Source organism: Candidatus Formimonas warabiya (assembly GCF_002777255.1).
In the GTDB taxonomy this organism is placed as follows: domain Bacteria; phylum Bacillota; class Dehalobacteriia; order Dehalobacteriales; family Dehalobacteriaceae; genus Formimonas; species Formimonas warabiya.
In genome coordinates this window covers 3833235-3859552 of the sequence record NZ_CP017634.1, presented here as the reverse complement: position 1 = coordinate 3859552, position 26318 = coordinate 3833235, and the positions used below count along the sequence as shown (strand labels likewise).

19 protein-coding genes are annotated in these 26318 nt (G+C 49.6%); 14 read left to right on the top strand and 5 right to left on the bottom strand.

What is annotated here, in order from left to right:
* Positions 1-20: 20 nt before the first annotated feature.
* Entirely contained in the window at positions 21-1202 is a 1182-nt protein-coding gene (locus DCMF_RS17505) for an acetyl-CoA C-acetyltransferase (protein WP_148135611.1), read from the top strand.
* Between the two features lie 119 nt (positions 1203-1321).
* On the opposite strand, the gene DCMF_RS17500 is transcribed toward DCMF_RS17505, so the two are convergent.
* Positions 1322-2884: a sigma-54 interaction domain-containing protein gene (locus DCMF_RS17500; protein ID WP_148135610.1), complete on the bottom strand. Its 1563-nt coding sequence runs from the start codon at positions 2882-2884 to the stop codon at positions 1322-1324.
* Between the two features lie 246 nt (positions 2885-3130).
* Here DCMF_RS17500 and DCMF_RS17495 point away from each other — a divergent pair, with 246 nt between their 5' ends.
* The 9 genes from DCMF_RS17495 (at position 3131) to DCMF_RS17455 (ending at position 14734) form a co-directional block, all read left to right on the top strand.
* Positions 3131-4384: a 4Fe-4S binding protein gene (locus DCMF_RS17495; RefSeq protein WP_214658699.1), complete on the top strand. Its 1254-nt coding sequence runs from the start codon at positions 3131-3133 to the stop codon at positions 4382-4384.
* A 21-nt stretch (positions 4385-4405) separates the two neighbouring features.
* Positions 4406-5656 carry a 3-isopropylmalate dehydratase large subunit gene (locus DCMF_RS17490; RefSeq protein WP_148135608.1) on the top strand — a complete coding sequence of 417 codons (1251 nt, stop codon included), beginning with the start codon at positions 4406-4408 and terminating at the stop codon, positions 5654-5656.
* Between the two features lie 13 nt (positions 5657-5669).
* Complete coding sequence (locus DCMF_RS17485; RefSeq protein ID WP_148135607.1) at positions 5670-6173, top strand: 3-isopropylmalate dehydratase small subunit; 504 nt, start codon at positions 5670-5672, stop codon at positions 6171-6173.
* A gap of 4 nt (positions 6174-6177) precedes the next feature.
* Positions 6178-6828: an RraA family protein gene (locus tag DCMF_RS17480; RefSeq protein WP_148135606.1), complete on the top strand. Its 651-nt coding sequence runs from the start codon at positions 6178-6180 to the stop codon at positions 6826-6828.
* A 245-nt stretch (positions 6829-7073) separates the two neighbouring features.
* Positions 7074-8435: an MFS transporter gene (locus DCMF_RS17475; protein ID WP_148135605.1), complete on the top strand. Its 1362-nt coding sequence runs from the start codon at positions 7074-7076 to the stop codon at positions 8433-8435.
* Positions 8436-8700: 265 nt separating this feature from the next.
* The gene (gene pepF / locus DCMF_RS17470; protein WP_148135604.1) at positions 8701-10503 is read left to right on the top strand and encodes an oligoendopeptidase F; all 1803 of its coding nucleotides are present in this window, start codon (positions 8701-8703) and stop codon (positions 10501-10503) included.
* A 91-nt stretch (positions 10504-10594) separates the two neighbouring features.
* Positions 10595-11128 carry an FmdE family protein gene (locus DCMF_RS17465; protein WP_148135603.1) on the top strand — a complete coding sequence of 178 codons (534 nt, stop codon included), beginning with the start codon at positions 10595-10597 and terminating at the stop codon, positions 11126-11128.
* A gap of 88 nt (positions 11129-11216) precedes the next feature.
* Complete coding sequence (locus tag DCMF_RS17460; RefSeq protein WP_214658697.1) at positions 11217-13406, top strand: stalk domain-containing protein; 2190 nt, start codon at positions 11217-11219, stop codon at positions 13404-13406.
* A gap of 191 nt (positions 13407-13597) precedes the next feature.
* Entirely contained in the window at positions 13598-14734 is a 1137-nt protein-coding gene (locus DCMF_RS17455) for an acyltransferase (RefSeq protein ID WP_148135601.1), read from the top strand.
* 11 nt (positions 14735-14745) lie between these two features.
* Here the strand turns inward: DCMF_RS17455 and DCMF_RS17450 are convergent, their stop codons facing one another.
* Positions 14746-15585 (bottom strand): AAA family ATPase, encoded by an 840-nt coding sequence (locus DCMF_RS17450; protein WP_148135600.1) that lies wholly within the window; start codon positions 15583-15585, stop codon positions 14746-14748.
* Positions 15586-15713: 128 nt separating this feature from the next.
* On the opposite strand from DCMF_RS17450, the gene DCMF_RS17445 reads away from it, so the two are divergent.
* A complete protein-coding gene (locus tag DCMF_RS17445; RefSeq protein WP_148135599.1) occupies positions 15714-17054 on the top strand; it encodes a vWA domain-containing protein in 1341 nt (446 codons plus the stop codon).
* A gap of 2 nt (positions 17055-17056) precedes the next feature.
* Here DCMF_RS17445 and ppx read toward each other — a convergent pair whose 3' ends face one another.
* The gene (gene ppx / locus DCMF_RS17440) at positions 17057-18553 is read right to left on the bottom strand and encodes an exopolyphosphatase (protein WP_148135598.1); all 1497 of its coding nucleotides are present in this window, start codon (positions 18551-18553) and stop codon (positions 17057-17059) included.
* A gap of 219 nt (positions 18554-18772) precedes the next feature.
* On the opposite strand from ppx, the gene DCMF_RS17435 reads away from it, so the two are divergent.
* The 3 genes from DCMF_RS17435 to DCMF_RS17425 all read left to right on the top strand — a co-directional run bounded on the left by DCMF_RS17435 (position 18773) and on the right by DCMF_RS17425 (position 23993).
* The gene (locus DCMF_RS17435; RefSeq protein WP_148135597.1) at positions 18773-20344 is read left to right on the top strand and encodes a Ppx/GppA phosphatase family protein; all 1572 of its coding nucleotides are present in this window, start codon (positions 18773-18775) and stop codon (positions 20342-20344) included.
* 4 nt (positions 20345-20348) lie between these two features.
* Complete coding sequence (locus DCMF_RS17430) at positions 20349-22472, top strand: RNA degradosome polyphosphate kinase (protein ID WP_148135596.1); 2124 nt, start codon at positions 20349-20351, stop codon at positions 22470-22472.
* Between the two features lie 147 nt (positions 22473-22619).
* Positions 22620-23993, top strand: coding sequence for a sodium-dependent transporter (locus DCMF_RS17425; RefSeq protein WP_148135595.1), 1374 nt, complete (start codon positions 22620-22622; stop codon positions 23991-23993).
* Between the two features lie 6 nt (positions 23994-23999).
* On the opposite strand, the gene DCMF_RS17420 is transcribed toward DCMF_RS17425, so the two are convergent.
* Positions 24000-25157, bottom strand: a complete 1158-nt coding sequence (locus tag DCMF_RS17420; protein WP_148135594.1) for a hypothetical protein — start codon at positions 25155-25157, stop codon at positions 24000-24002.
* 26 nt (positions 25158-25183) lie between these two features.
* Positions 25184-26113 (bottom strand): PhzF family phenazine biosynthesis protein, encoded by a 930-nt coding sequence (locus DCMF_RS17415; RefSeq protein WP_148135593.1) that lies wholly within the window; start codon positions 26111-26113, stop codon positions 25184-25186.
* Positions 26114-26318: the final 205 nt, after the last annotated feature.

Genomic DNA, 26318 nt, shown 5'->3' with positions numbered 1-26318 from the left:
CAATAAGCGAGGGGATAAAAATGAGTGGGGAGATTTACATTGTCGCTGCCTTGCGCACGGCCATCGGCAAGTATTTAGGTTCTCTGATGCCTGTTCCGGCCGTGGATTTAGGGGCCGCTGTCATTAAAGGGCTGTTGGCAAAAACAGGGGTGCCCCAAGAAGAAGTAGAAGATGTCTATCTGGGCAACGTGATTCAGGCCGGTTTGGGGCAAAATCCTGCCCGCCAAGCCGCTCTTAAAGCGGGACTGCCTGTAGAAGTGCCGGCCCTGACCGTAAACAGGGTCTGCGCTTCCGGCCTGGAGGCGGTCATCTTGGGCGCTAAGGCGATTGCCCTGAGAGAAAGGGATGTGGTGATTGCCGGGGGGATGGAAAACATGAGCCGGGCGCCTTATGTGATGGAGGGAGTGCGCAGCGGCCTGCGCATGGGCGACGCCCCCCTGGTCGATACCATGATCAAGGATGGGCTGTGGTGTGCCTGGGAAAACGTGCACATGGGGTTGACGGCGGAGGCTGTGGCGGAACGATACCTGATCACCCGGCGGGAGCAGGATGAATTTGCCGTCGCCAGCCAAATTAAGGCGGAAATAGCCATGAAAGAAGGAAGATTCAAAGAGGAGATTGTGCCCGTGCCTGTCAAAGTAAAAAAGGAAAAGGTTAATTTTGCGGTGGATGAATTTCCCCGGGCCGGCGTAACCCTGGAGGCGATCTCCTCCTTATCCCCCGCCTTTAAGAAAGACGGCACGGTTACTGCCGCCAACGCTTCCGGAATCAACGACGGGGCGGCAGGGGTGCTGCTGGTTTCCCCGAAAAAATTGCAGGAACTGAACCTAGCCCCCATGGCCAGAGTGGTAAGCTGGGCTTCTGTCGGTGTCGCGCCTCTGGTAATGGGAATGGGGCCTGTGGAAGCGGTGCGTAAGGCTTTAAAAAAGGCCAACCTGAACAAGGCGGATCTGGACTTGGTGGAACTGAACGAGGCTTTCGCCGCACAATCCGTAGCTGTATGCCGGGAGCTTGATCTTGACATGTCCAAGGTCAATGTAAACGGCGGCGCCATTGCCCTGGGCCATCCCATCGGGGGCAGCGGCGCCAGAATCCTGGTGACGTTGCTGCACGAGATGCAAAAACGGAAGTCCCGCTATGGACTGGCCGGGCTTTGCGTGGGAGGCGGCCAAGGAACCGCCCTGGTGGTGGAAAGGTGCTAAATCCCCGGTCTATTCTTGCAGCCGGCCATCAGGAAGAGCAAAGTATCCCCGGACATATGGCAAGGAACAGGTCCTTGCCTGCCGACGAGGACCTGCCCTTCCATAACCCGGATCGTACTTTAGGTGTCAAGCTTACGCCAGAGGGTGGTATCGCTGATGCCCAGGAGGACGGCAGCCTGCTTTTTGTCTCCGTTGGTGATTTTTAAGGCTTTGGAGATCACCCTTTTTTCCGCATCCCGGATGGCTTTTTTGAGATCAATATCATTGCTGTCGCTGTACGCCATGGCGTCCATGATATATTCGGGAAGGTGCGCGCAATCGATTTTACTATCGTTTCTGATAAAATTAAAAGCCCGCTCAATGCAGTTTTCCAGTTCTCGGACATTTCCCCGCCAGGAATACTGCTGCAAGATATTCAGAGCGGCAGGCGTAATACCGTGCACCGTCTTCCCGGTCTCTAGCTCAAATTTGTTGATGAAATGTTTGACTAAAATAGGCAGGTCTTCTTTTCTCTCCCTGAGGGGCGGTACGTTGATGTTCACCACATTGAGGCGGAAGAAAAGATCTTCCCGGAAGCTTTTTTCTTTGATGGCCTGATATAAATCCCGGTTGGTGGTAGAAATAATGCGCACATTCAACTGGATAGGTTCCACGCTGCCGATCCGGGTGACGGTTCTTTCCTGGAGCACCCGCAGCAGTTTGGTCTGGAGTTCCAGGTCCATTTCCCCGATTTCGTCCAGGAGAACCGTTCCCCCGTTGGCCCGTTCAAAGATGCCCGCCTGACCCTGGGTGCTGGCGCCTGTAAAGGCTCCCTGTTTATAGCCGAAAAGCTGGCTTTCGATCAAGCTGGCGGGCAGAGCGCCGCAGTTGATGGCGATAAAAGGCTTATTTGCCCGGGGGCTGTGGGCGTGGATCGCCTGGGCGATGATTTCCTTTCCGGTGCCTGTCTCGCCCATGATTAAGACATTGGAGAGGGCATTAGAAGCGCATTCGACCATAGATTTGATATTTTGGATATGCCGGCTGTTACCGATCAGGTCATCCAGGGTATAGCGGATGCTCTTGCTCTTTTTCAACTCATGGTAAAGCTTTTTGTTACGCAAAATTGCCGTTTCGTTGCTCAAAACCAGACCGAAACCATGGGTCACAGGAATATAGACTTTCATAGCGCCTTCGACACTGTCGGAGAATTTGACAAAGGGTTTTCTCTCCGCGAGAAGGTTTTTAAGATCCTCCCCCAGGACGTCTTCTTGGATTTGTTTATCCCCCGAGGAGGTGAGCAATAAATTTTCCTTTAGGTTATAGAGGGAAGCATCGCCGCCCACTACCTTGACAATATAAGGAAGAGCTTTGAGCAGGGCCTCTTCCAATTGGCGCATAAAAATAATGTTCGTCATGTTGTTGCAGCAGATCACATAGGGGCCGACGGGAATCGCCCAGCTTTCGGCTTCCGGCATTAACTGGGAAGTGCCGATAATGGCGGTGCCTTTTGTGAACGCTTCTGCCGCCAGGGGGTATTTGGTGCCTTGCAATTCTACGATTTCCTGGCCCTGGGAATCTACGGTTTTTAATCTTGTCCCGGACGGGTCCGTTACGCAGGCATAACCATAGGACATATCCGCCAGGATGGGAAGGGCGTCACAGAGGATGTTAAAAAGATTTTCGGTGTCAGAAATGTCCATTTCGCATCATACCCTCACAAGTCAAGTGTAGGTTCATTATTTAGAAGTTCGTTAGGGCAGGGTAATTTCCTGCCAAAATTCGATCTTAAAAAAATAATAAAAAGATTAAAAACGTTCGTATCAAAGCCGGCCATTTATTACAAAGAAGGCAATATTGGGAACAGTCTGTGGGAAAAAGGCCCAACAGTTGGTAAGCCAGGCCAAGAAATTGGCTGGTAATAAAAAAACATGAAGGAGGAATGTCAAATGGTTGATCTCTCGGTGAAACTGGCAAATCTGGAACTGAAGAACCCCCTGGTGGCGGGCTCCGGCCCCCTCACCCACAGCAGCAGCACGCTGAAAAGAGCCATCGAATCAGGCTTGGGTGCGATTGTGACGAAAACCTGCACCCACACCCCCTATTTCCGCACTTATCCCAGAATGGAGGAATACCTGGTCGATTTCCCCACCAAAAAGGATAATGTCTGGTACAAGCCTGATTTCTGGGCCCTCTATCACAGAGACCACCTGCAGCACCAGGAGCCGGAAAAATGGGTGGCCACCATTGCCGAAGCCATGAAATTGGCCAAAGCCAATGACTGCAAAGTGATTGGCTCCATTGAAGCCGGCGGGGATCTTGCGGCCTGGGTCCAGCTGGCGGAAATGCATGAACAGGCCGGGGTGGACGCTTTGGAATTAAACTTTTGCTGTCCCCACCCCATGGTAGTGTCCAAGTCCTATGAAAAAGGCAATCCGGTAGGCGCCTGGACCGGCAAAGACCCGGTGCTGGGGACCCAAATTGTGCAGGCCATTAAGGCCAAAGTCAACCTGCCCGTTTTTCCCAAGCTTACTCCCGAAGCGGAAGACCCTGCGGCTATTGCCTCGGCATTAAAGGAAGCGGGTGCTGCCGGCGTCACCTGCCTGTCCCGAAACCTGTCCCTGAGAATTGATATTGAAAACGCCCAAACACTGGGATACAGCTATTGTTCCACCAGCGGACCGGGAACCAAGGAATTCTCTCTGCGCTGGGTCGCCAAGATTGCTTCGGAAGTAGGCGTGCCGGTGATGGCAGCCAATGGTCCGTCCAAGTGGCAGGATTTCATTGAGTTCATGATGGGTGGGGCCCATGCGGTGCAAACCTGTTCCGCCCTGATGATTTACGGCTATAAATATGTGAAAGAGCTGCTGCGGGATATGGAAAAATTCATGGCGCGCAAAGGATACCAGAAGGCCAGTGACGTGGTGGGGCTGGTGCTGCCCATCCCGCCTTCCTCCGAGATCCCCCAGAAGATCCCCGCCAGGTTTGGCCTGATTGATCCGGAAAAATGCATCGGCTGCGGGCGGTGCCCCCATGTCTGCTTTTATGATGCTTTGACGGTACAGGACAAGAAAGGTCATATTGATCCCGACCATTGCGTGGGCTGCGGATTATGCCAGTATGTCTGCCCCTTCGAAGCCATCGGCTACCAAAACAGGGCCAGCGAGGATGAATATATCGCCGCTTTGCGCCGCAGTGAGTAAATTAGGGAGGAGGCATGAATAATGACCATCATTGAGAAGATACTGGCAAAAGCCGCGGGAAAAAAATCCGTGACGCCCGGAGAGATCGTGGCGGCAAACATTGATGTGGCCATGATTCATGAGGCCACCGGCATGCCCACGGTGACCGGCTTGGAAGAAGCCGGCTGCCGGCAGGTCTGGGATCCGGATAAGGTGGTGGTTCTTTTCGACCATACCGTTCCTGCCGCGGACAGCAAGTCGGCGGAAATCGAAAAAAGGCTGCGGGAATGGGCCATCGCCCAAAAGATCAAAGCTTTTTACGATATCAAGGCGGGCGTCTGCCACCAGGTTCTCCCGGAGAAAGGGCACGTCAGGCCGGGGGAGGTCGTGGTGGGGACAGACTCCCATACCTGTACCTATGGTGCTTTGGGCTGCTTTGGCACCGGGATCGGGTCTACGGAAATGGCGGCTGTTTTCGCCACGGGAAAGCTATGGTTTAAAGTTCCGGAGACCCTCAAAATCGTGATTAATGGGAAACTCCCCGTGGGTGTGGTCTCAAAGGATCTGATCCTGAAAATCCTTGGCGATGTCACCGGGGAAGGAGCCAATTACAAATCCATCGAGTTTACCGGGGAAACCATTCGGGAGATGACCCTGGCAAGCCGGATGACCATGTGCAATATGGCTATTGAAATGGGTGCTAAAGCCGGATTGATCGAGCCGGATGAAAAAGTGTTTGCGTTTTTGTCCGGCCGGACCGCCCAGGCTTTGGAACCGGTCAGAGCCGATCCTCATGCCGTCTATGAAAGGGTTCTGACTTATGAGGTTGGTAATTTGGAGCCCCAGGTTTCCTGCCCCCCCGCGGTGGATCATGTCAAACCACTGCAAGAGGTTCTGGGCACAAAAATCCACCAGGCCTTCCTTGGCTCCTGCACCAATGGCCGGCTGGAAGATCTGCGCCAGGCGGCGGAAATTTTAAAAGGCCGGAAAATCCACCGGGATGTGCGCATGATCGTAATTCCTTGTTCCGCAGAGGTTTACCTGGATGCTTTGAAAGAAGGCCTGATCGAAACCTTTATAAAAGCGGAGTGCGTGATCTGCAACCCCGGCTGCGGCCCTTGTTTCGGCGGGCCCAAAGGAGTATTGGCGGCAGGGGAAGCATGCATCGCCAGTTCCAACCGGAACTTCAGAGGCAGAATGGGCAAGGGATCCGACACTTACCTGGCCTCGCCGCTGGTGGTTGCGGCCTCAGCCCTGGATGGGGTTATCGCTGATCCAAGGAAATATATGTAAAGGGGTGATTGGGGTGAGCAAAATCATCGAAGGAAAGGTGTGGAAGTTAGGGGACAGTATTGACACCGATGTGATCCTGCCGGGCGCCTATCTTTCTCTCACCAAGCCCGAGGAGTTGGCAGTTCATGCCCTGGAGGGCTTGGAAGAGGGGTTTGCCCAAAGGTTCGGCGCCGGCGATATCCTGGTCGGGGGCCGGAACTTTGGGTGCGGCTCCAGCCGGGAGCAGGCGCCGGTGGCGCTGAAATATGCCGGGATCAGTGTGGTGGTTGCGGAGAGTTTCGCCCGGATTTTTTACCGGAACGCGCTGAATATCGGCCTGCCCTTGCTGGAGTGTCAAGGCATCGCCGGGTTTGCCCAGGAGGGGGATACCCTGGCCGTTGATATCGCCCAGGGAGAGATTAGGAATGAGGCAAAGGGCATTCTCCTGATCGCGAAACCAATTCCGGAATTCTTGATGGAGATCATCAAGGATGGGGGGTTAGTTTCAAATCTGAAAAAACAATTTCAAGGGAGGTAAAAAAATGACAGAAGTTAGAAGGCCAACGCAGGAACAGATTGAGGCAGTAAAAAAGCTGAATACCACCATCATTTCGGATACCTTTGACGAACTGGGTATTCACGGCACGATGCTGGATATGAAACCCGTTTGTGCCGGAAAGGTGCTGGTAGGACCGGCGGTAACGGTGAAACAGCGCCGGGTAATTCCCACCCCAAGCAAACTTCGGCTGGGTGAGGCCATGGAATTGTGTCAACCGGGCGATGTCCTTGTTATTGACGGGGGGAGCGATCCCTACGCGGGAACTTGGGGCGGCCTGGTAACTTTAAGAGCCCAATTGAAGGAAATTGCCGGGGTTATTGTGGACGGGGCAGCCCGGGATATTTCGGAAATCAGGGAGTATGACTTCCCGGTGTGGTCAAAATATGTCACGCCGATTTCCGCCGTCAAACGATTTGCCACTTTGGAAATCAATGAAACCATTCAATGTGGGGAAGTCATCATCAACCCGGGAGATTTAATCATTGCTGATGATGACGGCGTATGCTGCATTCCCTACGCCCATTTGGATGAAGTGATCCAAAAAGCCGTAGAAGCTTATGAGTGGGAACAGAAAGTTTTGGCCGACTTAAAAAAAGGTCTGAAATCCGACTATTTCAAGGAAAGGATTATTTAGAAGAAATAAATTACCCAAACAGGCAGAGAGACTGAAAAACCCGGTAGGAACCATTGCCCTCAGAGCAGGCTTGACATGAGGAGGACAGATTCATACGTAAGATGGGGCAACCTTAAAAGGAACCAATCATAGGCCCCCTTTCCCATTCAAGCATCCGGCTTGTCCCATGTCAAGTCTGTTTCCAAGAGAGGTTATGAGCAAAAATCCCTGGTGTAAAAATTAGAGTGAGTAAGGGAGGAAAAAAGATGGACCATATTTTAGCCGGTGCAAGGCTTGATCGTCTGCCTATATCCAAGTTTCATCGAAAGGTACTCTATTTGATTGGCGCGGGAATGTTTCTCGATTTATTCGACGTATATCTAGCGGGGGGAGTTTTGGGTCAACTTGTGAAAAACGGGTGGTCCACGATGCAGTTGAATGCCAGCTTTATTTCGGTCACCTTTGTTGGGATGTTGATTGGGGCTTTTGTTACGGGCCTTGTTGGCGATTCATTTGGAAGAAGGTTTGCTTATCAAATCGACCTGCTTATCGTCGGTATTGCTTCATTTGCCGCTGCCTTAGCGCCCAGTATGGGCTGGCTGATCCTTTTCCGGGGCATCATGGGGCTGGGCATGGGTGCCGAGATTGTGATCGGCTATGCGACTTTTTCGGAATTTGTCCCTGCTAAAGTCCGGGGACGCTGGATCTCATTATTATCCCTTGTTGCCAATAGCTCCCTGCCGGTATGCGCCATTCTCGCCTATTTTATTATCCCCAATCTGGGCTGGCGGTACATGTTCGTTATTGTGGGGGTACTCGCTTTAATTGTCTGGTGGCTGCGCATGAAGTACTTAACAGAATCACCCCGCTGGCTGGAGGCAAAGGGTAAATTGGAAAAAGCGGAACAGATTCTTTCCGATATTGAGCATGAAATTGCCCAGGAAAAAGGGCATAGCCTGCCTGTGGTAAATGCGGATCATTATCAGGTGTTAACCAGCGAAAAAGGTGGGTCAATCTGGGAGCTGTTTAGCAGAGAGTATCTCAAAAGAACAATTGTTTCCATGCTTTATCTGATTGGGACTAACTTTTTCACTTACACATATGTTAATTGGCTGCCTACCATCTTCATCAAACAGGGCATCAGTATTACAACATCCCTGGGATATACCTTCGTAATGATGCTGGGGGCACCCTTTGGCTCGCTGATTGGTTCACTCATCACAGATAAGTTTGGGCGTAAGCCAATTTCCATTATTGTATTTATCCTGATGGGCATCTGCGGCTATGTATATGCCATATCGACGACCCCTCCGTTATTAATGCTTTTGGGCTTTTGCTTTATGTTGCTTCTATATATTGTGTGTGCAATTGGTTTTGGCATTTATGTTCCCGAACTGTTTCCCACCAGACTCCGGATCAGGGGGACGGGTGTGGCAAACAGCGCGGGTCGTCTGGCGATGATTTTAAATCCCTATATTGTGGTTTGGCTGCTCAATAGTTACGGTGTTCAGTCCGTCTTTCAGAGTTTAGCAGGATATGCCTTCTTCTTAGCGCTGGTGGTGGGCATTTTTGGCATCGAAACAAAGGCAAAATCTTTAGAGGAAATAAATAGAGGCGTTGCAGTATAGGAAAAGCGATTAACTATTTCTTTTGTAGTGGAACAAATTGGGTGATATGATTTTTATTTTGGTGGGCTATCCCGTCTGATCAATAGACGGATAGCCCATTTATGATCCATACAGGGAAAAATTTCTTTTTATGACAATAGGATAAACCGTTGTGATCAGGGGAAATATGCTAGTAAACAAGATGTGTGCGGGATAATAGGAAAAATTTAACTTTGAACAGAAAAAGGCTTGTGATAAGCTGTATTTGGAAAGGAGTGGAATTTAGATGGGAGACGAGAAGAAGCTTAAGAAAAGAGAGGATATTCCCGTAAAATACAAATGGCATTTGGAAGAAATCTATGCCGACGACGAATTATGGGAAAAGGATTTCGATAAATTGAAGGAGTTGCTCGGTCAGGTTTCTCAGTTCCGGGGGAAACTGGCGGAGTCAGCCCGGACCCTGCTCGAGTGCCTGCGGTTTCAGGATGAGTTGGGAAAGCTGTCCGACAAAGTGTTTGTGTATGCCCAAATGAGAAAAGACGAGAACAACGCCAACACGAAATATCAGGGCATGAAAGACCGGGCCCAGGGCCTGATGGTCAGAGTGGGAGAGGCCTTAGCCTTTATCCAGCCGGAGATCCTGGCCATTGAGCCGGACCGGCTGCAGGATTTTTTGCGCCGGGACCCGGGACTGGGCCTTTACCAGTATTACCTGGAAGAAATCACCCGTATGCGCGCGCATACTCTTTCCGCCCGGGAAGAAGAAATCATTGCCATGTCCGGAGAAATGGCTGAGGGGCCGAGAAGTATTTTCAGTATGCTTAACAATGCGGATATCAAATTTCCCGAAATCACGGATGAAGACGGCGACCGGGTGCCCATCACCCATGGCAGTTACATTAAATTTATGGAAAGTGAAGAGCGCCGGGTCCGCCAGGAGGCCTTTAAAGGGCTATATGATAGCTACGGAAAACAAAGAAATACTTTGGCTGCCCTGCTGAATGCCAGCGTAAAAAAGGATGTGTTCTATGCCCGGGTGCGTCAGTATGGTTCGGCGCTGGAAGCCTCTCTTGACGATGATAACGTTCCGGTGCGCGTATATGAAAATCTCATCAAAACGGTGCGGGACCATTTCAATATTTTTTACCGCTATGTGGCCTTAAGGAAAAAGATATTGGGCGTTCCGGATCTGCACATGTACGATATTTACGCGCCTCTGGTGAAGGAGGTAAAAACCAATATTCCCTATGAAGATGCGGTTAAAATGGTGGAGCAGGGACTGGTGTCTTTAGGAGAAAGTTACGTAGGCGACCTGCACCGGGGGCTTACCTCAGGTTGGGTGGATGTTCAGGAGAATGAGGGAAAGACGCCTGGGGCTTATTCCTGGGGGGCATATGGGACCCATCCTTATGTACTGCTGAATTACCATAATAACTTGGATCATGTTTTTACTTTAGCTCACGAAATGGGGCATTCGCTCCATTCCTATTATTCCTGGCAGACCCAGCCCTACGTGTATTCTTACTATAAAATTTTTGTCGCAGAGGTAGCCTCTACGGTAAATGAGACCCTTCTGACCAGGTACCTGATGCAAACGGCCCCTGATGAAAAACAAAAGCTTTATCTGATCAATCATTACCTGGAAGAATTCCGGGGCACGGTTTTCCGTCAGACCATGTTTGCCGAATTTGAAAAAATCATCCACGAAAAGGTGGAGTCCGGGGAACCTTTAACGACGGATGCTTTATGCGAAATTTATTATAAACTGAACCAGGATTATTATGGACCTGAAATGGTGATCGATGAGGATATTTCTTTGGAATGGGCGAGAATTCCCCACTTTTACAATGCCTTCTACGTATATAAATATGCGACCGGTTTTTCCGCCGCATCCGCCCTGTCTCAGGCGATTCTCCAGGACGGTCAGCCTGCCGTAGACCGGTACCGGGAGTTTTTAAAAGGCGGGGGAAGTGATTACCCGATTAACCTGCTGAAAAAGGCCGGGGTGGATATGGCTGAGCCTGCACCGGTGGTTCAGGCCTTAAAAGTATTTGAGGAAATGCTGACGGAAATGGAGAAGATGTTGTAAGAGCGGGTGATTCGCTGCGTGAGGGACAAGGGAAAACATTGTGAAACCGATTGATGAAACCATGGGACAAACCTTAAGGGGAGGAATGAGGATGGATTTCGATAGAGAATTATGGAAAGAAGTTGTGGCTTTTCATGGCCACGAATGCCCCGGGTTAGCCATTGGCTTTCGTGCTGTACGTATTGCTTTGGATAAACTTGGGGTAACCCGGGCAAAGGATGAGGAATTGCTGGCGATTGTAGAGACCGATGCCTGTAGCGTCGATGCGGTCCAGGTGGTGGCCGGGTGCAGTATGGGAAAAGGAAATCTTATTTACAAAAATCATGGCAAACAGGCTTTTACCATTGTCAACCGGAAAACGGGACAGGCCGTACGGGTCTATGTGGACGCCTCTAAACTGGCCGTGGACAAGGATGACCGCATGGCCAGAATGACGATGATTCTGACTGCTCCTGAGGAAGAGTTTTGTAAGAGTGAATTTGTCGATATAGAATTACCGGAAAAGGCGCGCATTTTTCCTTCTGTGGTATGCGAATGCTGCGGGGAAAAAATGGCGGAAATCCGGGCCAGAATCCAGAAAGGGAAAATTGTGTGCCTGGCCTGTTTTGAAGATTATAGCCGGTAATAGGATGGGAACAAAATGCCCGTTTTTTGCGTCTAAAGAATTGTATGTCTAAATGTATTTATCAAATAATGGGGGAAAGGAAAGCCAAATGAAAAAGTCAGCATGGATCATAGCACTGATTGCAATTTGTTTATGGACCGGTTTTGGAGCGTTTGCCGCAGGAAAGATTCCCAGCCAGGTTTCGCTTACGGTGGGCCGGAGTGAAGCCTTGATCGATAACCAAAAGGTAACGTTGGATGCCGTACCCGTGATAGAAAAACAAAAAACCATGGTGCCCCTTCGTTTCATCGGGGAAGCCCTTGGTGCCACCGTGAACTGGGACCCTCAGCAAAAACAAGTTACGGTCGTTCAAGGGTCAAAATCTACGAAATTATGGGTAGGAAAAAATAGCGCCGATATTGACGGTTCGGTTCGGCAATTGGATGCGCCACCCAAGGTGATCAAGGGAAGGACCATGGTGCCCCTGCGCTTTTTGGCGGAAGCCTTCGGCTGTGAGGTAAATTATGAGAGTTCCACCAAAAAAATTACCATAAAAAAACCCAATACCCCGCCCCAGGCGGAATTTACCATCAATAAGCCCTATGTGCTGCTCGGGGAACAGGTTACATACCAGGATCTTAGTTTTGACCCGGACGGGGATGCGATTGTAGACCGGGTCTGGCGTAATAACAACCAATTTTTTCAGGAAATCGGCGTATTTACCATTTCTCTGAAGGTAAAAGACAGCCGGGGTGCCTGGAGCGAGTGGTTTGAACAGACCATTGAAGTGTCGGATCAACCGAACACCAATCCTGTCGCCCAATTTTCCACGGATAATACCCGGGTCTTTGTGAATCAGCCAATACAGTATTTCGACCAAAGCTACGACCCGGACGGCGACGACGAACTGGTGGACTGGGTCTGGGAGAACAAGAAGGATTCCTTCCCCACGCCCGGTATTTATACCGTTAGCCTGATGGTCAAAGACCGGCATGGGGCCTGGAGTAACAAGTTTGTGCAGATGATTGAGGTGGTGGAAAAACCCAACGAACCTCCTGTGGCCCAGTTCTCTGTCAGGAGTACCGAGGTAAACCAGGGGGAAACCGTGGTTTTCACCGATGCAAGTTATGACCCGGATGGGGATGAAGTAGTAGAATATCAATGGACGGGAAAACAAAGGGCTTATTTTAAAGAAGGCACCGTTCCGGTGAGCCTGAAGGTCCGGGATAAAAGGGGGAAATGGTCCGAGCCTTTTACGGTGCAAATTAACGTAACCAGCAAAGTCGTGATGACGGAAATAGAATACAACCTGAACTATCCTCTCCCCGGGGAAACAGTAAACCTGACGGAGGTTAACCCCTTGTCTTTTCCGGAGATTAAACCGTTATCCCGACAGGAGGACAATACCACCCTTTTGCTGTCCAATTCTCCGGAAAAAGTGACGGAAAACGGCATTCTGTACCGGGATACCGTGAGCGGTGCGGTTCGCCTCATGTATCACCACACCAATGGAACCGATAGCAAGAAACGGATCTATGTCCTGGCGGAAAACCTGGAATTGAGGCCTGCCGTGATCAATATCACCAAGAAAGGGTTCGGCGGCCCCAATATAGATGTTTTAACCACGGGGCGCAACGGCCTGATGCGGTATCTGTCCTCAAGCTGCGCCGACCATTATGAATTGGCACCGGGACAAGTGATGGTCTTGGATACCGGCGGCAATGGCAAGGATCTTGCTCCCAACGACTGTGTTTTTTCCATGATGGATATGGCTGTCAGTGGGAACGTTAGGTTTACTTTTGTGATGGTGGATGTGGGCAGCGACGTTTTGACCGCTTTTCAGAACTTACCCGTACTGGCCAGGGATAATCACCCCAGAGGCACCTTTTATGGGGCAAACAAGACAGTCACTTTGAACGTGGACGGCACTCAATCCCAGCGCTTTACCCTTGCCGACAATAAAAACGATTTTCACCAGGGGGGCATAGATGCTCTCACCGGAGAGCAGGTGGCAAACGGCGGCAATTATGGTGTCGTTTACCGGCTGAAGATCAAGGCCGGCACTCAGATGGGGCTGCTAACCAATCCCAGGGGCGGCGTGTTCCGGGGGGCTGCCTTGGCACCGGATGGAACCGTCTACGGCATGCCTGAGAACGGTGCCATCAATACCGGGGCCCAGGCCGTAATGAATTTGACCCTGGATAAGTACCAGGAAACAGAATTTATTTTTGTGCCTCCCGCGGCCTCCAATTTGCCGGTTGCCTTTTTGTTTATTCCTTTTGAAAAAAAAGGAGATTAGGCTGCCGGGAATGGTTTTGTAGACAGTTAAAGACAGGCACAGAAAGAAATAAAAAATCGCCATCACCGGCACATAGCAGGAGATGGGCGATTTTTTATTTTCTGGAACATGAATCCTTTTAGGCAGGATTATTTAGGAAAAAAAAGAATTTTATAATTTTACGTTCAATTTATCTAAGGAGTCGTAGAGGTATGGAAAAAGAAAAGGTTCTATGCTTGGATCTCTTTCGTTTTCTCTGTATTTGTGCGGTGATTTCTATTCATGTGACTTCGGAACCCCTTGCCAAACTGCCTGCCGATTCCTGGGGTTATTTTTTCTATTATCTTGTGAATACAGGGAGTTCCTTTGCCGTTCCGGCCTTTCTTTTTCTGAGCGGTTTTGTTCTTTTCTATAATTACGAAGGGAATTGGACCAGCGCCAGATGTAAATCTTTTTTTTACAAGCGGCTTTCGTTTACGGTGATACCTTACATCATATGGTCCTTTTTTTATTTTGTGGGGGTGCAAATCATCATCGGCACCAACATTTTTTCTCAGATGGATGATTCCCTGGTAAAGCTGATCACGGGGAAAAATTATGCCCATCTTTATTACATTATTATTATCCTGCAGTTTTACCTTTTATTTCCTATCTTGATGGTTTTGATGAAATATTTCTCCTGCTTCCGGCGAAATCTATTGATCTTCGGGGCAGTTTTCCAGGTGGCTTTTTTTCTCGTCAATAGAATCTATCTTCATATTCAGGCGACCGGAAGTTTTGCTTTTACGTATATGTTGTTTTATTTGCTGGGGGGATACCTGGCCCTGAACTACTCTGCCTGTAAGAATTGGTTAATGAAGCGGCCCTATCTCTGGGGCATCCTATGGCTGGTGTCCGGAATGATTTACACGGCCAAAGGATGGTGGATTGTTCAGCATCCTGGGGCCGGATACCCGTGGCTCTCCTACGCCAATTTTCTTTTCTATTATCTTTATGTGACCTTCAGTTGTCTGGCTTTGTTCTTGATTTCCCATTTCTTACATCAACGCTGGGAAAAATATTTAAGCTTGCCCGCCCAGTGGGGAATGGCATCTTTCTTAATTTATCTGGCTCACCCGGCGGTGCTGCTGCTTTGGCGGCATTACATAGTGGATATGGTGACGGCGTATCCCGTAGGATATCATTTGATCACGGTCCTGGGCGGCATTGTTTCCCTGCTTTTACCCTGGGCGGGATATCTGATGATGAGAAAGTATCGGTTTGTCTGGCTCTTTATCGGCAAAGTAACCCCAGAAGTCGCCAGGCCAAAGAAAGAAACCTCTTCGATGGACTCAGTAAGTCCGGGTTGATTCCTGCCGTTTTACTTTGCTACCGATTCAATATCCTCTTGGTACTTGAGGATAAAATTCAAGGTAGCTTTCACTTTTTCATCGGCCAAAGAGGCTACATGCAAAGCCACCAAAACCTTGGCCCAATCCAGCGTTTCCGCGATGCTGGGTTTTTTTCTCAGTTTTTGTTTTCTCAGGTGCTGGACAAACTCTACAATTTGGTGAGACAGGTTTTGGGATATCCCCGGCACCTTTGTGCAAATGATTTCCAATTCCCGGTCAAAATCCGGGTAATCAATGAAATAGTGCACACATCGTCTTTTTAAACCGTCGCTGAAATCCCGGGCTCCGTTGCTGGTAAGAATCACCAGAGGAATGGAGTTGGCTGGAACGGTGCCGAATTCCGGAATGGTAACCTGGAAATCGGCTAAGGCCTCCAGCAAAAAGCTTTCAAACTCTTCATCACTTTTGTCAATTTCATCGATGAGCAGGACCACCGGCTTTTCCGAGAAAAATGCTTTCAGCAAAGGACGGGGCAGGAGAAAATCCCGGGAAAAAATATCTTTTTGGACCATGTCCCAGCCGGTAGCATCATGGGCCATCGTTTGCAGGTATAATAATTGTTTTTGGTAATTCCATTCATACAGAGCATGATGCTCATCCAAACCTTCATAGCACTGGAGGCGGATTAATTCCCTGTGCAGGCCGGCGGCTAATGCCTTGGCCAGCTCGGTTTTTCCCACTCCGGCCGGACCTTCTAAAAGAATGGGCTTTTTCAGCACAGAGGACAGACTGACAATGGTGGCTAAATCATCATCGCATAAATAATTTTGGCCCTTGAGTTTTGTTTTAATTTCATCAATAGACAGCATGTGATAACCCCCGCAGAAGCTGCAAAATACAATTCACTGATAGTATACCATAGAAGAAATGGGAAACATAGACGGATAAAATTGTCCTGTGTTATGATAAAAGTATTCCATCAAGGAGAGATTGATCCATGGAGAAAAGACTGTTGGAATTTGTAAATTCTTTACGATCTGCCGGGGTACGGATTTCTCCGGGGGAAATCGTTGATTGCCTGGAGGCCCTGAAATCTTATGGGATTGCCGAACACAGGCTTTTTTACCGCCTCCTGAAGGCGACATTAATCAAAAGCGAAACGGATACCCCCCTTTTTGACCTGGCCTTTCGTTTATATTTTCAGGAAGAAGTAGAAAAGCCGGAACCATTAACGTCCCCGGGATGCTGTGACGGATTTGCTTCCGGGGTAGATGGCTCAGGGACAGGAAAAGCGGGCATGGGGGCAGCATCCCGGCAATTATATCATGCCATTCAAGAAGGGCAGTCCCAGATCCTGATCAGTCTGGCTGAGAAACAATTGGCCCAGCTGACCGTGGGAGAGGAAGGAATCGACCAATTGCTCCACCAGATCAAGGTGAGCATGGAATGGTTTATGGTGGAGAATGCCTTTGAAAGGGAAGGCAAAGAAGGGGAGGAAAATGCCGGAATTTTAAAGGATCTGGAACAATATCTCAGGCACCGCATCGAAAAGCTGGCGGTTGCCCAAAAAGGAGAGCAGGGTCTGAGTGATATTCTATGGGAAGAGAATCTCAAGCAAAAAGATCTGGGCGCCTTAAACGAAGTCCAGGTAAAAGAAATGGAGAAACGGGTAGAAAGGCTGGCCAACAAGCTGGCTTCCCGCTATTCCTATCGTTTTAAGCCGGCCAAAAGCGGCCGGGTGGATATGCGCAGAGTGCTGCAGAAGGCGGCCCGCATGGGCCGGACGCCGGAAAGGCTCTTTTATCAAGACAAGGTGATGGATCGGCCCCGCATTGTGGTGTTGTGTGATATTTCCGGTTCCGTGGCCGTCTACAGTGCCTTTCTCTTACAGCTGGTTTATGCCATGGCCCGGCGTTTTGCGGATTTGAGAACTTTTTTGTTTGTGGATGAGATTGCGGAGGTCACTCTCCCATTGAAAACCGGCCCTGTGCAGGATGCTGTCCGGCAAGCTCTTCAGGAGGCCCGCTGCTCCCGATTGGGGATTTCCAACTTTGGACAGGTTTTTGAACTTTTTCGCCTGCACTATGGCGAAATCCTGCACCCCAAAACGACCCTGGTCATCTTGGGGGATGCGAAAAATAACTGGTATCCGCCCCGGAAAGAAGAGCTGAGGACCATTTCTGAGCAAGTGCATCGGATTATTTGGCTCAACCCAGAGCCCAAGGCGAAGTGGAACCAGGACGACAGCATCATCGGTTTATACGGACAGAGCTGTTCGGATGTGATAGAATGCCGGAACCTGGATCAATTGGAGCAGGCTGTAAGAAAAATCGTGTAATATTAAATAATTCTCAAATCCCGGCCAAAAACTTTGGCGAAAATATTTTTAAACTGCATGGCGTCATTGATTTCCAGATAGGGAGTCTCTGTGGCCATGGTTTTTATCGTCACGGTGTGATCCTCCATGCGGCAGGAGACATCCTGCACGGTGCTGCTCATATTCCGGTCCAGGCTTTCCGCCATACTTAAGAGGACGCCCAGGGTGCGGATGATCAGGGCATCCTGGCTGCTGAGCAGCTGCTGGTAGCGGCTCAGGTCCACTTTACATTCGTCTTTGCGGTGGGACCCGGCGATGTAAGCGCTGATGAGCAATTCCCGGTGGGTGAGACCCTGGATACCGGAATGAAGGATCATGTAAAAAGAATGCAAGGGGTGGCCATAATAATTGATATTGATGCCGCAGTCATGGAGCAGGGCTGCGGTTTTCAAAATATTGCCATATTCCGGTCCCAGGTGATGCAGGGGTTTTAACTGGTCAAAAAGGGAGCGGAAAAGATGGTAAACTCTCTGCCCATGTTTTTCATTTAAATTGTGATTGCCGGCGATATTCCGGATGGAATAATCAAGGGGATCCCGGATTATTTTTTCCTGGCGGGCCAGATGGTCAAAAATCAGGCCTTCCCGCAGGCCGCTGCCGCTAATGACGATCTCTTCTATCCCGCAAAGCTCGGTGATCACGGAAAGGGCGGCTACCGGCCCCAGAAACAGATCGGCCCGGCTTTTGGACAAGCCCTTGATTTTCTGACGCTTGACCAGGGATTGCCGTTTCACGGTCTGGTAAATTTCTTGGACATCATGGGGATCCATTTGGTAATAATGGGTAATATCCAGGGGATAATTTTTGCGCGCCCGGTCGATCTTGCCCAGGCTGCGGATGGTACCGCCGATGCCCACTAAAACAGGGGCGGTGCATGTGGCCAGCCAGTTAATTTTACTGAACTGATGAAACAAGAAATGTTTTAAAGCTGTCTCCTGCTCCGGTTTTAGCTCTGTGGACAGATCAAAACGCTCGGCCAAATTGATGGACCCAAGGGGCAGGCTCACCTTTTCCACCATCTTTTTGTCCTGCATATAAACCAATTCCGTACTGCTGCCCCCAATATCCATGATCAAAGCATCGCTCACGGGCAGGCTGTTTTTCACGGCGAGAAAATCAAAAAATGCTTCTTCTTCACCGGAAAGCACCCGGACGTCGATGCCTACCTTCTTTCTTACCGCTTCCAAAAAAATTTCCTTGTTCGAGGCTTTCCGGACCGCTTCGGTGGCGACGGCAATAATGGTATCGCAGCCCACAGCATCAATTAATCTCTTGAACATTTTTAGGGTGCTCAGGGCCCGGTCCATATGCTCTTCACCCAGTTGACCCGTTGTTTCCAGACCTTCGCCCAGGCGGGCAGATTCTTTTAGATCATTATAGATCTTGTAGCAGCCGTCTACCATCCGGACCAGGATCATCCGGATGGAATTTGAGCCAATGTCAATGATTGCCAGTTTCATGGGAACCTCCTCTATTCACGCCTAAATTGATCGGACCAAATCCCTGCCAGTAAATGATACACGAAAGAACGGGCCGGGATTACTATTTTAAGGATAATTTCATGAATTTAACAATATCTTAACACTTAAATTGATCATATTCCAGGGCACCCTATGTTAGAATAGAAAATGTAGAAACATGTTTTACGGGGCAGATAGAGGAAAGGGACGGCGGGAAATTTGGTCAAAAAAGTAAAAAATAATCGATTGCTGGCCGTGATTGATGTGGGATCAAGCTCCCTCAGATTAATGATTGCCCAGATGGAGAATAAAGGAAATATTGTGCCCCTGGAAGACCTGACCAAACCTACGGATTTCGGCCGGGATAGTTTTAACACAGGACGGATTAGTGCCCCGGCCATTAATGAGGCCTGCGAAGTGCTGAAAGGGTTTGTGAAATTGATGAACGATTACCGCATCAAGGACTACCGGGCGGTGGCCACCAGCGGGCTCCGGGAAGCGGAAAACAAGGAATATATTCTGGAACAAATCAGGTTGAGAACAGGGCTGAATGTGGAGATTATTAATGTCTCTCAGGAACGGTTTATGATCTATAAGGCCCTGCGCCACACCACGCCGGATTTCCTGAAATACCAGGAAGAAGGGGTGATGATCGCCAATATGAGTTCGGGAGGACTGGGCGTATCCGCTTACAGCCGCGGGGTATTAAGGTTTCGGGAGTACTTCAAAGTCGGTTCTCTGCGCTTGTGGGAAAATCTCTCCGACATGGAAAAGCTGACCTTGGATTTTCCCCGGGTCATGGAAGAGTTTTTAGAGAGTCAGATTTATTCCATTCAGGCCCATATCAAAGAATATCCCCTCCAAAATGTCATCGGCATCGGCAGCGCCCTGCCCGCCATTTCCCGCCTTTGCGCCCAGGTTCACGCTTTTGAAGCAGGCAGTACCATTAAAAAAGATGCTCTTCATGTGCTTTTCCTGAAAATGCAAAAAATGACCGTGGACCAAATGGTGGGGGAATTTGACTTAACCCGCACCGAGGTGGAGAATCTTTTGCCCACGGTCATTATCTTCAACAAAATGCTTACTTTAACCCAGGCGGAGGAAATCCTCATTGCACCCGTGGCCTTGCGCCACGGTTTACTGGCCGATATGGGGGAAAAGTTTTGGGAAATCCAGCACAAAAAGTATTTTATCGATGACGTGATCAGTTCTGTCTGGTATTTGGGGCAAAAATTCGGCATCGACATCCCCCATTGTCAAAAGGTACAGAGCTTGGCCTTGGATATCTTTGACGGCATCAAAAAAGTGCATAAACTGGGCGAGCGGGAAAGGTTTTACTTGCTTGTCGTGGCCATTCTGCACGATATTGGGCGCTATATCAACGTGAATCAGCATCACATCCAATCATACAATATTATTAAATCCATCGATATTATCGGTTTCTCTAACAGGGAACTGGAATTAATGGCTAACATTGCCCGCTATCATTCCGGGGAAATCCCCCGCCCTTCTCATGAGAACTATACCCATCTCAGTGAGATGGACAAGATTATTGTTTCCAAGCTGGCGGCGATGATGAAACTGGCTGAAGCCATGGATATCTCACACAAGCAAAGAATCAACAAGCTGAGCATCGAAAAAGCGGGACGGGATTTAATTTTTCGGGTGGAAACATCAGCAGAGGTCCTGCTGGAAGAGTGGAATTTTAAAAACGGGGCAGGTTTTTTTGAAGAAGTAGTAGGTTACCGGCCTGTTTTCAAACGGAATGAAAAAATCCAGATAAAGGGTTGATCACATGCACAAGGAGAATTCGAATTTTTTTAACCGGGAATTGAGCTGGATTGAATTTAATAAGCGTGTTCTGGAAGAAGCCCAAGGCCGGCGCCATCCCCTGCTGGAAAGGTTAAAGTTCGCTTCTATTGTCAGTTCCAACTTTGACGAATTCTATATGATCCGGGTAGCCTCTTTGCAGGACCAGGTACTGGCCGGGTTCAGGGAGCCGGACGGTTCGGGGATGACTCCTGCCCAGCAGCTGGAGGCTATTTCCGGGATGGTCCATGAAACAGTAGAGGTTCTTTATCAGTGTTTTAACGAATCTCTTGTTCCCGCCTTGAAAAAGGAAGGGATTCATTTATTGCGTGCTCCGGATCTCACTGCCGAGCAGAAGGCGAATTTGGCACAGTTTTATCAAAAGACGGTTTACCCGGTGCTTACCCCTTTGGTTGTGGATCAGAGCCGGCCCTTTCCCCTCATTAATAATCGGAGCCTTAACATTGCCCTCTTATTGTCAAATGACGAAGAAGAGGGAGAACCCCTTTTTGCTACTGTCCAAGTTCCTTCTGTGTTAGGCCGTTTAGTACAGGTTCCGGTTTCCGAGGGCAGGAAGTCCTTTGTCTTTCTGGAGGATGTGATCAAACTTTTTCTGCCTACCTTGTTCAGCGGCCATCAGATTTTGGCTGCAGGCTGTTTTCGCGTCACCCGGAATGCGGATTTGGACATGGAAGAGGAAGGGGCGGAGGATCTGCTGGACACGATCAAAGAATCCCTGCGCAAAAGAAAATGGGGCGGCGTGATCCGGCTGGAAATAGAAAAAGAGATGGATGCCAATCTGGTGCACATGCTCAAGGAACAATTGGAAGTTCCCTCAGAGGGAATTTTCCCCTTAAATCACCCCTTGGATCTGACCTTCCTGATGAACCTTTATGGGCTGGAAGGCTTTGAACACTTGAAGCAACGTCCCTTGCAGCCCCAGATTCCCCCTTTTTTCCAACAGGGCGGGGAACTATTTAAAGCCATTGGGGAGTCTGATTTACTCGTGCATCACCCCTATGAATCCTTCGACCCGGTGGTGGAAATGGTGAAACAGGCAGCCAATGACCCCCATGTTTTAGCGATCAAACAGACCTTATACCGGGTGAGCGGCAATTCACCCCTTGTCAATGCCTTAGCCGAGGCCGCGGAAAATGGGAAGCAGGTTACGGTTTTAGTGGAATTGAAAGCGAGATTTGACGAGGAAAATAATATTCTTTGGGCTAAGCGTCTGGAACAAGCGGGCTGTCATGTGATTTACGGCATTAAGGGTCTGAAGACCCATGGTAAACTGCTCTTAGTTGTCCGCATGGAAGAGGATGGGATTAAACGGTACATGCACATGGGCACCGGCAATTATAATGATTTTACGGCCAAGCTGTACGAGGATCTAGGTTTCTTTACGGCCAATCCCTGCTTCGGGGCGGATGCCTCTATCCTTTTTAATCTGATTTCAGGGTATTCCGAATTGACCGATATGTACAAGCTTTCTGTGGCGCCCTTTAATTTACGCCAGAGATTTATCCAACTGATCCGGCAGGAAGCGGAGTATGCCCGGCAGGGGAAGCCGGCGCGCATTCTGGCAAAACTAAACTCCCTGGTGGATGGGGAAATTATTTCTGAACTTTATGCCGCATCTCAAGCAGGTGTGGAGATTAACCTGATTGTCCGGGGTATTTGCTGCCTGCGGCCCGGTATCGCGGGTTTGAGTGAAAACATTTCCGTCCGGAGCATCGTGGGGCGGTTTTTGGAACACAGCCGGATCTATCTGTTTCATAACAACCAGAAAGAAATCATCCTTCTGTCCAGCGCGGATTTGATGCCCCGGAATCTGGACCGGAGACTGGAGATCCTTTTCCCCATTGAGGATGAGCAGCTGAAAAGCAGGGTCAAAAAGATTCTGGAAACTTATTTGCAGGATAATGTCAATGCCAGGATTTTAAACCCGGACGGCAGTTACCGGAGGGTGGAAAAGAGAGGAAGAAGGGCTTTGGATTGCCAGGACTATTTTAGACGCATGGCCGTGCATCGGTCTCAGGATATGGATGATGAAGAAATCGAAAAAATATTAACGGTATATGCGCCGAAAGATAAGGAAAATCTCGCCTAAGCTTTTTATAGTATCGATCCTGTCTTTACAAGATTCATACGGTACCCGGATCCCGAAAAGCCCATCAGGGCTTTTTTCTTATGCATAAGTTGTCCCTGACCGGAGTAATTTAATAATAGCTTGTATTAGGGAAAGGGATGATGCACATTGTGGGCCAAAAAAGAATCCAGAGAAAAATTCTCCACCGGCTTGGCCGTTTTTTTTGCTACCTTGGGATCCGCCTTAGGGCTGGGCAACATCTGGAAATTCCCTTATCTCACGGGTGAAAACGGGGGAGGGGCCTTTCTTTTTGTTTATGTGATCTGTATCCTGTTTGTAGGCATACCGGTGATGGTGTGCGAATTTTATATCGGCCGGAAAACCCGGAAAAATGCCGTAGGGGCTTTTGAAAAGCTGAAAGCACACCCGGCATGGAAAATAATCGGTTTTATGGGGATCTTATCAGCTTATCTGATTATGTTTTTTTACAGCTGTGTGGCTGGATGGGTTTATCTCTATATGTTTAAAGCGGTAAAAGGCGATTTTGCCTCCATCACGGCCCGGTCGGCAGAAGCGGAATTCGGCAGTGCGGTGATTGGGCCCTGGTCTCCCTTGATCTGGCAGTTGATTGTTTTGGTGGCGGTAGCGGTGATTTTAATCGGGGGTGTCAAAAAAGGCATTGAACGGGTGACCAAAACGCTTCTCCCGGTCTTATTTATCTTAATACTTGTCTGTGATATCCGAGCATTAACCTTGCCCGGTGCTTCTCAGGGAGTACAGTTTTTGTTTCATGTGGATTTTGCCCGGCTGACACCGGAGGTGATTCTTACTGCCCTGGGGTTGGCTTTCTTTAAGTTATCCCTGGGCATGGGAACGATGATTACCTATGGGAGCTATTTTACCGATGACAACAACATGATTGCGACCCCGGTGAAAGTGGCCGCATCCGATACCATGGTGTCCCTGCTGGCCGGGATTGCGATTTTCCCCACGGTTTTTTCCTTTCAGATGGAGCCGGGCGCAGGTCCGGGACTTTTGTTTATGACCATTCCTCTCGTCTTCTCCCAAATTCCCCTGGGAAACATTTTGCTAGTGGCCTTTTTTTTCCTCACATCGATTGCGGCTACCACAGCGATGATTTCCCTGGTGGAGGTTCCCGTCGCCTATTTTGCCGAGGAAAGAGGAATCTCCCGGACCGGTGCCGTAATTTTTAATTGTTTCTTGATTATGCTGATCGGAATTTTAGCCACTCTTTCTGCCCATAAAGCAGCCCTGCTCGGTAAGATCCCTGTTTTTGGCAAAACCTTTTTTGATTTATTCGATTATACCTCTTCCAATATTCTGCTCCCTGTAGGCGGGCTTCTGATTGCCTTGTTTGTAGGGCATGTGGTCAGAAAAGAAGAATTCAGAGACGAATTGTCCAACCATGGAACCCTAAGTATGGACGGGTTGATCAATTTTGTTTACTTTCTGATCAGATGGGTAACCCCGGTGCTGCTGGCCCTGGTGTTTTTAAATTCCATCGGCGTGCTAAACATATAGCAAGAATCACGCCTGGGGCAGACGCTTGGGTGAGAGAACCGGACAGCCGGGGGCTGCGGAGCTGATATACACGGCCACGGGCATGGTTGCTCCTCCCGCATGCATCAAACGGATTTTACACGGAGCCGAAAAATAGGGAGGCAGGGTAAAAGTGCCCAGAATAGCTATTTCTTTCGTGGCAGTGGGACTTGGTCTAAGAACGGGAATTCCCGCCACCTTCTTCTCGATGCCCGGAAAAAAGCCGGCAAATGCGCAGGCTCCCGCACCGGCGTAGGGATTATTCCCTCTTGGGGTAAGGCTGATCTGTCCCCCTTGAGGGACACAGGTGGGATTTGCCAGGGGAATGGTTAAGGTGTAGGTCGCGCCAAAATGTCCTCTATTGGTGACGGCATGATCAGGGTCATAGCTGTTTTCCTTGCGGAACAACTGATCCGGGCTGCCTGCCATGGATACATTATAAAAAGCTGTTTGCCCGGCCATGTAGGGGGGTATGGCAGCCTCTATTTCCGAGTAGGGCCAACTGCCCCGGGGGTGGGGCCCCTCGTTATGAATGGGAGCATCCCGAAGCGTTCTCAGGTCCCTATCAACCTGCTTTGATACCACTGTTCTAAGTTTGTAATGAAGCTGGCCCGGACCGGAAAGTTTGGCAATGTCAAATTCGTAAATGGCCCCCATTAAAAGATTGGTCTCAAAAGTTGTTTGGGAAATGATCCCCAGGGTATCCGGCCCAATGACCGGATCAACAGGGGTGAGCCATTCCATGGTATCCCCTGCGCAGGCTTTCGCCAGGCACATGCCGGCCCCGAGATAGTCCCTTGGCTCATAGCAGGTCTCCTGTTTGCCCCGGGTAATCTGAAGGGTGTTGGCAGGGGACAAGTTTTGCAGCGTCAGACCCAGTTTTACCCGGATGCCGGTTTTGTTCTCGTGCCAAAGAAAAACTCTGTGGGACTGACTGGAAGACCAGGTATGCACATAGTCATGCCAGAGGGTGGCGTGGGCCAGGGGCAGGCCGTCCCCATCCTTTAAGGAGCGGGCATCCAATCTTTCGGGGGCATCGGAAACCATGAGCCTTCTGGTTCCTGCCGGGCAGGCATAATCAACCCCGACTGGGGTCCCCTGAATGGTCGTGAGGGTTTTGGGCAAATCGTCTTGCGGACAGCTCATCTTATGCACCTCTGCTTCCCAGGCTACTACCCGGGAAAAGGATATGTGATTTCTCCGGTTAAAACAAGGACGGCTTTGCCGCCTACTTTTACGTCCAGCACTTGGCCGCCGGCATGAGTAATTTCCGCAACAATTTCACTGGGCCTCTGCATCACATACCCTTGCTCGACTGTGACCACAATTTTTTCCCTGTCTAAGGGGAGGGCCCGGTGGGTGACCAAATAGGCGGCTAAAGCACCATTGGCCGTTCCGGTGGCCGCCTCCTCATTGATCTGAACGGAAGGAGCAAAGTCTCTCACATGAACAGTATGGGCAGGATCTTCCGTTTCAAAGGTAAAGGCATGGATGCTGATAAAGCCATTCTCTTTTTGATAGGCTGCCAAGCGGGCAAAATCAGGAACCGCTTTCTTTAAGGCTGCTAAGTTCTTGACCGGAACCATCAGATCCGGCAGCCCGGTGGAAACAATTTGTAAAGGAAGCTCTCTCCAGGCAAGGTCCGATTCTGCCAGGCCCAGGAGGGCGGCAACTGTTTTTACGTCAGCGCATATGCCCATCATAGTGGGTAAGGGCTGACCCATGACTACCCGGTCCAGATCGCCTCCAGGGCCGGCGAGCAGATTTACGGGCAATATGCCCGCCTTGGTTTCCTGATAGATCACATTATCTCCGGGGGACAGGGTGATTTTTTTTTCTGCCCCCAGCACATGAAATGCGGCAATGGTGCCGTGACCACATAAATCCACTTCTTCGGCGGGGGTGAAAAAACGGGCCTGAATCTGGGCCTGGGGATGGGCGGCAGGTAAGATAAAAACTGTTTCCGGACAATTCATTTCTCGGGCAATAAGCTGCATCTCATGATCTGTAAGGCCTTCCGCCCCGGTGACCACACCGGCCGGGTTGCCGCCAAAGGGGCAGGATGTAAAGGCGTCCACCTGATACACTTTCACTTTTTTCATGGTGCTCTGTGCTCCTCCTTCTTTCCTCACTTTATGCCGTTTTCCCGGAGATATGATGCAAAGATCGGGAAACAGTCCGGGAAGCTCTCGGATACCTCCCAGAAAAAAATATTTTGGATCAAACCTATCTTTAAAAGCTCTTACCTCAATTGTAACCAGTAAACCATGCTGTGTCTCCCTCCATTTTGTTTACTTTTGCACCGGC

Bases quoted from the DNA above. Each gene is read 5' to 3' on its own strand.
- DCMF_RS17505 (WP_148135611.1), top strand. From the start codon at position 21: ATGAGTGGGGAGATTTACATTGTCGCTGCCTTGCGCACGGCCATCGGC.
- DCMF_RS17500 (WP_148135610.1), bottom strand. From the start codon at position 2,884: ATGGACATTTCTGACACCGAAAATCTTTTTAACATCCTCTGTGACGCC.
- DCMF_RS17495 (WP_214658699.1), top strand. From the start codon at position 3,131: ATGGTTGATCTCTCGGTGAAACTGGCAAATCTGGAACTGAAGAACCCC.
- DCMF_RS17490 (WP_148135608.1), top strand. From the start codon at position 4,406: ATGACCATCATTGAGAAGATACTGGCAAAAGCCGCGGGAAAAAAATCC.
- DCMF_RS17480 (WP_148135606.1), top strand. From the start codon at position 6,178: ATGACAGAAGTTAGAAGGCCAACGCAGGAACAGATTGAGGCAGTAAAA.
- DCMF_RS17475 (WP_148135605.1), top strand. From the start codon at position 7,074: ATGGACCATATTTTAGCCGGTGCAAGGCTTGATCGTCTGCCTATATCC.
- pepF (WP_148135604.1), top strand. From the start codon at position 8,701: ATGGGAGACGAGAAGAAGCTTAAGAAAAGAGAGGATATTCCCGTAAAA.
- DCMF_RS17465 (WP_148135603.1), top strand. From the start codon at position 10,595: ATGGATTTCGATAGAGAATTATGGAAAGAAGTTGTGGCTTTTCATGGC.
- DCMF_RS17460 (WP_214658697.1), top strand. From the start codon at position 11,217: ATGAAAAAGTCAGCATGGATCATAGCACTGATTGCAATTTGTTTATGG.
- DCMF_RS17455 (WP_148135601.1), top strand. From the start codon at position 13,598: ATGGAAAAAGAAAAGGTTCTATGCTTGGATCTCTTTCGTTTTCTCTGT.
- DCMF_RS17450 (WP_148135600.1), bottom strand. From the start codon at position 15,585: ATGCTGTCTATTGATGAAATTAAAACAAAACTCAAGGGCCAAAATTAT.
- DCMF_RS17445 (WP_148135599.1), top strand. From the start codon at position 15,714: ATGGAGAAAAGACTGTTGGAATTTGTAAATTCTTTACGATCTGCCGGG.
- ppx (WP_148135598.1), bottom strand. From the start codon at position 18,553: ATGAAACTGGCAATCATTGACATTGGCTCAAATTCCATCCGGATGATC.
- DCMF_RS17430 (WP_148135596.1), top strand. From the start codon at position 20,349: ATGCACAAGGAGAATTCGAATTTTTTTAACCGGGAATTGAGCTGGATT.
- DCMF_RS17420 (WP_148135594.1), bottom strand. From the start codon at position 25,157: ATGAGCTGTCCGCAAGACGATTTGCCCAAAACCCTCACGACCATTCAG.
- DCMF_RS17415 (WP_148135593.1), bottom strand. From the start codon at position 26,113: ATGAAAAAAGTGAAAGTGTATCAGGTGGACGCCTTTACATCCTGCCCC.